This is a genomic window from Xanthomonas sp. SHU 199 (genome assembly GCF_000364665.1).
GTDB lineage: Bacteria > Pseudomonadota > Gammaproteobacteria > Xanthomonadales > Xanthomonadaceae > Xanthomonas_A > Xanthomonas_A sontii.
Map to the genome: position 1 here is coordinate 1 of NZ_AQOI01000454.1, position 2,724 is coordinate 2,724.

Consider the following 2,724-nt stretch of genomic DNA (forward strand, 5'->3'; position numbering starts at 1 on the left):
GCGGCCGCAGCGGCAGGGCATCCTCGTGCTGGCGGGCCAGCCGGCCCAGCAGCACCAGCATCAGGTCGAGCTTGGCCTCCATCCGCTGGGTCTGCGCGGTGGACTCGCTGCGGTCGTCGCTGCCGTCCTCGCCGCGCAGATCCTCGATCTGCGCCAGGCTGCGCAACAGCGCTTCGCCGGCAGCGAGCCGGCCGGCGCCGTTGCCCAGGCGGAAATCCGCCGGCAGCGCCAGTTCGCAACTGAGGGTGTCGTGGAACAGCTCGGCGTCGGCCGGGTGCTGCGCCGCGCCGTCCGAGCCGGTGTTCATCCCAGCATTCCGGCCTGCGAATAGAGCCGCGCGGCGTGGCTGGACTGGCGGCTGCTGCGCAGCCAAGCCGCGGCATGGTCGCGCTCCATGCGCATCTGCGCGGTCACCGCCTGCTGCAGGGCCAGCAACGGCTTCAATGCCTCGCGCGAGCGGTCGGCGCCGTCCTGCTGCAGATACGCCTGCAGGTGCCGCGCGTGGTCGGCGACCATGGCCTGGGCCAGAGCGTAGTCGTCGCCACGCAGGACCTCGCGCAACTCGTGCAGGTCGTTGTGCAGGTCGGCGAGCTGGATGTTCACGACGCGTTCGCCGTGGCCAGTTCGCGCTGCTGCGCGGGAATGGCGGCCCAGGCCGCGTCGATCTCGCTGAGCAGTTCCAGCGCTTCGGTCAGCGCGGCGTCGTCGTTGTGCAGGTTGGCTTCGGTCAGCCGGTGCATCACGTAGTCGTAGAGCGCCGACAGATTGCCGGCGATCTCGCCGCCGGCCTCGTGGTCGAGCGAGCCGTTGAGATGGCCGACGATGGCGCAGGCCTCGCCGATCGCCTTGCCCTTGCGTGCCTGGTCGCCCTGCGCGAGGCAGGCCTGGGCCTGGCGGATGCGCTGGCAGGCGCCGGCGAACAGCATGGCGACCAGCTTGTGCGGATCGGCATCGGTGACGCTGGTGGAAATGCCCATCTTGCGATATTGCTCGGCGTACTGGCGGCTGGAACCGTACATGGAAAACTCCTCGGGTGGATCGGCTGGCCTCCGCGCCGCGCCGGTGAGCGGCGACGCTGCGGTTGCTGCGGCCAATCCGTAATGACTGTCGATACTCTTTCTATCGGCCGCCACGCGTCTCGACTTGAGCCGCGCGGCCGCGCGCGCGTCAGCTGAACTGCTTGGTCAGGCTGTCGCTCACGCTCTGCATCTGGGTGACCAACTGGTTCATTGCGGTGAAGCGTGCGGTGTACTGATCGGTCAGGGTCTGCATGCGCTTGTCGAGATCGCTGAGCTGGTCGGTCAGGTCGGAGATGTGCTTGTTGAGCGAGTTGGTGCGCTGGATCAGGGTGCCGCTGGTGCTGTCCAGGTTGCTCTTCAGCAGCGTGCTCATGCCGGTACCGAAACTGCCGTTGTTGCCGAGCAGGGTCTTGGCCGCCGACGGATCGGCGGCCGCCGCGGTGTCGAACTTGGCGCTGTCGAAGCTCATCACCCCGTCCTTGTCGATGGTCACGCCCATCGCCATCAGGCCGCTCACGTTGTCGCTGACCAGCCGGCGCAGCGACTGCTGCAGGCCGCGCACCATCGCATCGCCGGTCATCGGCGAGGCCTTCTTGTTGGTGGCGTCGTAGGCGCTGGACGACTTGAGCACGCTGTTGGCGGAGTTGTAGGCGCTGACCAGGGCAGTCAGATTGGCCTTCAGCGGGGTGTTGTCGTTGGTGATGTTGAGATTGAAGCTGGTGCCGGCCACGGCCTTGGTGAGATTGATGGCCACGCCGGGCACCAGGTCGGCGATGGTGTTGCTGCTGGAGGTGCGCTGGAAGCCGTCCACTTTCACCACCGCATCGGCGGCAGCGATGGTCTGGGTCAGCCCGCCGTTGTTGCCGGGCGGGTAGGTGAGCTTGGCCAGGCCGCCGTCGCCACCGGACGTGGTGATGGTCAGGGCGCCCTTGGTGCCGGTGTCGACCGCGTTGAGCACCAGATGGTCGCCATCGTCGGCGGTGACCACGCTGGCGGTCACGCCGGCACCGTTGGCGGCCTTGTTGATGAAGGCGGCCACGTCGCTGAGCTTGCTGCCGGCATCGACGTTGATGTTGAGCGTGGTGCTGCCGTAGGCGATGGTCAGGGTGCCGCCACCGACGACGGCGCCGCTGGCGTAGGCCGACGAGGTCAGTTTCTGCGACTGCGCCAGTTTCACCACCTCGATGCCGTATTTGCCGGCGTTGGCGCTGGAGGTCACGGTGGCGGTATAGCCGGCGCCGTCGTCGATGGTCGCCTTGTAGGCGCCCTTGTCGGCGCTGTCGGACACCGTGCTCATCGCCGTCTGCAGGTTGGACAGCGCGCTCTTGATCGTGCTCAAGGACGACAGTTGCGCGCTGGAAGCGGTACCGTCGCGGTTGATCCGGTCTTCCTGCGGCTGGCGTTCCTTCGCCACCAGTTTGGCGACGAAGCTGGGAATGTCCAGGCCTGAGCCGATTCCAGTGGTGGACATGGTGGCGGTCCTTGAGGTGGCCGGCACGCGGTGCGCCAGCGGCTGAGGGGGGTATCGGCGCGCGGGAGCGCTTCTTGAGCGGCGCCTGCGCGTTGCGACGGCTCCCCGTTGCCATGCAAATCCTGTGCCGCATCCAGGGCGTCAAAAAAAAGGCCCCTCCTTGCGGAGGGGCCCCGTGGTGCGTTGCGGTGCGTCCGTGCTTAGCCCTGGAGCAGGCTCAGCACGCTCTGCGGC

The 2,724-nt window shown here is 67.7% G+C and carries 4 protein-coding genes; all 4 read right to left on the reverse strand.

The features are described from left to right. Window positions 1-307: PilZ domain-containing protein (locus D183_RS24860; protein ID WP_017909624.1), on the reverse strand; the 307-nt coding region annotated here is incomplete at its 3' end. Beyond that, window positions 304-603, reverse strand: a complete 300-nt coding sequence (locus D183_RS0114430; RefSeq protein ID WP_017909625.1) for a hypothetical protein — start codon at window positions 601-603, stop codon at window positions 304-306. The genes D183_RS24860 and D183_RS0114430, both read right to left, overlap by 4 nt. Beyond that, window positions 600-1,019, reverse strand: a complete 420-nt coding sequence (gene fliS / locus D183_RS0114435) for a flagellar export chaperone FliS (RefSeq protein ID WP_010341674.1) — start codon at window positions 1,017-1,019, stop codon at window positions 600-602. The genes D183_RS0114430 and fliS overlap by 4 nt, the downstream gene beginning before the upstream one ends. Before the next feature lie 148 nt (window positions 1,020-1,167). Further along, window positions 1,168-2,490 carry a flagellar filament capping protein FliD gene (gene fliD, locus D183_RS0114440; protein WP_026144484.1) on the reverse strand — a complete coding sequence of 441 codons (1,323 nt, stop codon included), beginning with the start codon at window positions 2,488-2,490 and terminating at the stop codon, window positions 1,168-1,170. Window positions 2,491-2,724 lie beyond the last annotated feature (234 nt).